Origin of the sequence: Acinetobacter baretiae, from assembly GCF_015627105.1 — a bacterium.
GTDB classification, from domain to species: Bacteria; Pseudomonadota; Gammaproteobacteria; order Pseudomonadales; family Moraxellaceae; genus Acinetobacter; species Acinetobacter baretiae.
In genome coordinates this window covers 1-5,263 of the sequence record NZ_VTDM01000053.1, presented here as the reverse complement: position 1 = coordinate 5,263, position 5,263 = coordinate 1, and the positions used below count along the sequence as shown (strand labels likewise).

The 5,263-nt window shown below is 48.8% G+C and carries 2 tRNA genes and 2 rRNA genes; all 4 read left to right on the top strand.

Going from position 1 to position 5,263, the window contains the following annotated elements:
• The first annotated feature begins 202 nt into the window (after positions 1-202).
• The 4 genes from I2F17_RS12285 (at position 203) to I2F17_RS12270 (ending at position 5,215) form a co-directional block, all read left to right on the top strand.
• Positions 203-1,739, top strand: a 16S ribosomal RNA gene (locus I2F17_RS12285).
• 58 nt (positions 1,740-1,797) lie between these two features.
• Positions 1,798-1,874: transfer RNA gene (locus I2F17_RS12280), tRNA-Ile, on the top strand.
• Positions 1,875-1,929: 55 nt separating this feature from the next.
• A tRNA-Ala gene (locus I2F17_RS12275) sits at positions 1,930-2,005 on the top strand.
• A gap of 320 nt (positions 2,006-2,325) precedes the next feature.
• Positions 2,326-5,215, top strand: a 23S ribosomal RNA gene (locus I2F17_RS12270).
• The 16S and 23S rRNA genes sit together here with 2 tRNA genes alongside, the layout of an rRNA operon.
• Positions 5,216-5,263 lie beyond the last annotated feature (48 nt).

Here is a 5,263-nt window from a genome sequence, read left to right as displayed (position 1 = left end):
CTTACTGATGACGAATCAGTTAGAAGATCATTAATAGAATTGAAGAACAACTTGTGTGGATTTTTACTGAGTTATCACTGATATGAAATACATATCATTGAAATGACTAGTAGAAATTTACTCGAAGATTTATTTGAGAGCGAATATTAATTTGCTAGTGATTTTAGTGAGTCTGATTGGTTGCCATAAGCAACTATGATTTTAACTGAAGAGTTTGATCATGGCTCAGATTGAACGCTGGCGGCAGGCTTAACACATGCAAGTCGAGCGGGGGAAAGTAGCTTGCTACTGACCTTAGCGGCGGACGGGTGAGTAATACTTAGGAATCTACCTATTAATGGGGGACAACGTTTCGAAAGGGACGCTAATACCGCATACGCCCTACGGGGGAAAGCAGGGGATCTTCGGACCTTGCGTTAATAGATGAGCCTAAGCCGGATTAGCTAGTTGGTGGGGTAAAGGCCTACCAAGGCGACGATCTGTAGCGGGTTTGAGAGGATGATCCGCCACACTGGGACTGAGACACGGCCCAGACTCCTACGGGAGGCAGCAGTGGGGAATATTGGACAATGGGCGCAAGCCTGATCCAGCCATGCCGCGTGTGTGAAGAAGGCCTTATGGTTGTAAAGCACTTTAAGCGAGGAGGAGGCTTACCTAGATAATACCTAGGATAAGTGGACGTTACTCGCAGAATAAGCACCGGCTAACTCTGTGCCAGCAGCCGCGGTAATACAGAGGGTGCAAGCGTTAATCGGAATTACTGGGCGTAAAGCGCGCGTAGGTGGCCATTTAAGTCAAATGTGAAATCCCCGAGCTTAACTTGGGAATTGCATTCGATACTGGATGGCTAGAGTATAGGAGAGGAAGGTAGAATTCCAGGTGTAGCGGTGAAATGCGTAGAGATCTGGAGGAATACCGATGGCGAAGGCAGCCTTCTGGCCTAATACTGACACTGAGGTGCGAAAGCATGGGGAGCAAACAGGATTAGATACCCGGGTAGTCCATGCCGTAAACGATGTCTACTAGCCGTTGGGCCCTTTGAGGGCTTAGTGGCGCAGCTAACGCGATAAGTAGACCGCCTGGGGAGTACGGTCGCAAGACTAAAACTCAAATGAATTGACGGGGGCCCGCACAAGCGGTGGAGCATGTGGTTTAATTCGATGCAACGCGAAGAACCTTACCTGGCCTTGACATAGTAGAGACTTTTCAGAGATGAATTGGTGCCTTCGGGAATCTACATACAGGTGCTGCATGGCTGTCGTCAGCTCGTGTCGTGAGATGTTGGGTTAAGTCCCGCAACGAGCGCAACCCTTTTCCTTATTTGCCAGCACTTCGGGTGGGAACTTTAAGGATACTGCCAGTGACAAACTGGAGGAAGGCGGGGACGACGTCAAGTCATCATGGCCCTTACGGCCAGGGCTACACACGTGCTACAATGGTCGGTACAGAGGGTTGCTACACAGCGATGTGATGCTAATCTCAAAAAGCCGATCGTAGTCCGGATTGGAGTCTGCAACTCGACTCCATGAAGTCGGAATCGCTAGTAATCGCGGATCAGAATGCCGCGGTGAATACGTTCCCGGGCCTTGTACACACCGCCCGTCACACCATGGGAGTTTGTTGCACCAGAAGTAGATAGTCTAACCCTCGGGAGGACGTTTACCACGGTGTGGCCAATGACTGGGGTGAAGTCGTAACAAGGTAGCCGTAGGGGAACCTGCGGCTGGATCACCTCCTTAACGAAAGGTGAAGCTTGGTAAGAATCCACAACAAGTTGTTCTTTAGTATATGATCTGAGGGTCTGTAGCTCAGTTGGTTAGAGCACACGCTTGATAAGCGTGGGGTCACAAGTTCAAGTCTTGTCAGACCCACCATTGACCATTGAGATTAAGGCAATAAGACATATACACAATTCAAATGATATAAGCTGGGGACTTAGCTTAGTTGGTAGAGCGCCTGCTTTGCACGCAGGAGGTCAACGGTTCGACTCCGTTAGTCTCCACCAAATTACAGAATTTAGTAAGTATATGACTTATTAACTTCTGTGATTACACAGTTTACTACGTGCCGACGAGGCAGTAGTTAATCATTAACAGATTGAATCAGATTGAGTCTGAAAATAATTGTTCAACTCATCATTTAGATAGAAGATTCTTTAGAGGTAACTTTAAAGGATAAGACACTAGATGAATGAGAACTAGCGAAATAACTGAATCAAGCGTTTTGGTATGAGATTGAAGCTGTATAGTAGTTGAATCTACAAGACTCTAGACACAAAGTTGGCAATGTTGCTTGTATACATTGTTCGACTGTTTGGGGTTGTATAGTCAAGTAATTAAGTGCATGTGGTGGATGCCTTGGCAGTCAGAGGCGATGAAAGACGTGATAGCCTGCGAAAAGCTTCGGGGAGGCGGCAAATATCCTGTGATCCGGAGATGTCTGAATGGGGGAACCCACTTACCATAGGGTAGGTATCGGATGATGAATACATAGTCATTCGAGGCGAACGAGGGGAAGTGAAACATCTCAGTACCCTTAGGAAAAGAAATCAATTGAGATTCCCTTAGTAGCGGCGAGCGAACGGGGATCAGCCCATGAAGTGATGTGTGTTTTAGCGGAATGCTCTGGGAAGTGCAACCGTAGAGGGTGATAGTCCCGTACACGAAAGGGCACGCATCATGATAACGAGTAGGGCGAGGCACGTGAAACCTTGTCTGAATATGGGGGGACCATCCTCCAAGGCTAAATACTCCTGACTGACCGATAGTGAACCAGTACCGTGAGGGAAAGGCGAAAAGAACCCCTGTGAGGGGAGTGAAATAGATCCTGAAACCGCATGCATACAAGCAGTGGGAGCATATTTATTATGTGACTGCGTACCTTTTGTATAATGGGTCAGCGACTTATATTCAGTAGCAAGGTTAACCGTATAGGGGAGCCGTAGAGAAATCGAGTCTTAATAGGGCGTTTAGTTGCTGGGTATAGACCCGAAACCAGGCGATCTATCCATGAGCAGGTTGAAGGTTGGGTAACACTAACTGGAGGACCGAACCCACTGTCGTTGAAAAGCCAGGGGATGACTTGTGGATAGGGGTGAAAGGCTAATCAAGCCTGGTGATAGCTGGTTCTCCCCGAAAGCTATTTAGGTAGCGCCTCGGACGAATACCATAGGGGGTAGAGCACTGTTTCGGCTAGGGGGTCATCCCGACTTACCAAACCGATGCAAACTCCGAATACCTATGAGTACTATCCGGGAGACAGACTGCGGGTGCTAACGTCCGTAGTCAAGAGGAAAACAATCCAGACCGCCAGCTAAGGCCCCAAAATTATAGTTAAGTGGGAAACGATGTGGGAAGGCATAGACAGCTAGGAGGTTGGCTTAGAAGCAGCCACCCTTTAAAGAAAGCGTAATAGCTCACTAGTCGAGTCGGCCTGCGCGGAAGATGTAACGGGGCTAAAACTATATGCCGAAGCTGCGGATTTGACATTAGTCAAGTGGTAGGGGGGCGTTCTGTAAGCCGATGAAGGTGTGTTGAGAAGCATGCTGGAGGTATCAGAAGTGCGAATGCTGACGTGAGTAACGACAAAACGGGTGAAAAACCCGTTCGCCGAAAGACCAAGGGTTCCAGTCCAACGTTAATCGGGGCTGGGTGAGTCGACCCCTAAGGTGAGGCCGAAAGGCGTAATCGATGGGAAAATGGTTAATATTCCATTACTTCTGTGTAATGCGATGAGAGGACGGAGAAGGTTAAGTCAGCCTGGCGTTGGTTGTCCAGGTGAAAGACAGTAGGCATGCATCTTAGGCAAATCCGGGGTGCTCTATGCTGAGAGTCGATAGCAAGCAGGTTTACCTGCAAAGTGGCTGATACCATACTTCCAAGAAAAGTCTCTAAGCTTCAGTTACACAGGAATCGTACCCTAAACCGACACAGGTGGTCAGGTCGAGTAGACCAAGGCGCTTGAGAGAACTCTGCTGAAGGAACTAGGCAAAATGGTACCGTAACTTCGGGAGAAGGTACGCTGCTTATGGTGACAGGACTTGCTCCTTGAGCTGTAGGCAGCCTCAGAAACCAGGCCGCTGCAACTGTTTATTAAAAACATAGCACTCTGCAAACACGAAAGTGGACGTATAGGGTGTGATGCCTGCCCGGTGCTGGAAGGTTAATTGATGGGGTTAGCGTAAGCGAAGCTCTTGATCGAAGCCCCAGTAAACGGCGGCCGTAACTATAACGGTCCTAAGGTAGCGAAATTCCTTGTCGGGTAAGTTCCGACCTGCACGAATGGCATAATGATGGCGGCGCTGTCTCCAGCAGAGACTCAGTGAAATCGAAATCGCGGTGAAGATGCCGTGTACCCGTGGCTAGACGGAAAGACCCCGTGAACCTTTACGGCAGCTTGACATTGAACTTTGATCTTACTTGTGTAGGATAGGTGGGAGGCTTTGAAGTGGTGACGCTAGTTACCATGGAGCCATCCTTGAAATACCACCCTGGTAATATTGAGGTTCTAACTCTGATCCATCATCTGGATCGAGGACCATGTCTGGTGGGTAGTTTGACTGGGGCGGTCTCCTCCTAAAGAGTAACGGAGGAGTACGAAGGTGCGCTCAGCGTGGTCGGAAATCACGCGTAGAGTATAAAGGCAAAAGCGCGCTTAACTGCGAGACCAACAAGTCGAGCAGGTACGAAAGTAGGTCTTAGTGATCCGGTGGTTCTGTATGGAAGGGCCATCGCCCAACGGATAAAAGGTACTCTGGGGATAACAGGCTGATACCGCCCAAGAGTTCATATCGACGGCGGTGTTTGGCACCTCGATGTCGGCTCATCTCATCCTGGGGCTGAAGCAGGTCCCAAGGGTATGGCTGTTCGCCATTTAAAGAGGTACGCGAGCTGGGTTTAGAACGTCGTGAGACAGTTCGGTCCCTATCTACCATGGGCGTTGGAAATTTGAGAGGATCTGCTCCTAGTACGAGAGGACCAGAGCGGACGAACCTCTGGTGTACCGGTTGTGACGCCAGTCGCATCGCCGGGTAGCTATGTTCGGAAGGGATAACCGCTGAAAGCATCTAAGCGGGAAGCCTACCTCAAGATTAGATTTCCCTAGGACTATATGTCCTCTAAAGAGCCGTTGAAGACTACAACGTTGATAGGTTGGATGTGGAAGTGTAGTGATACATGAAGCTGACCAATACTAATTACTCGTGAGGCTTGACTATACAACACCCAAACAGTTGTATTTCTCATCAAATAACTTGATTTAGTGA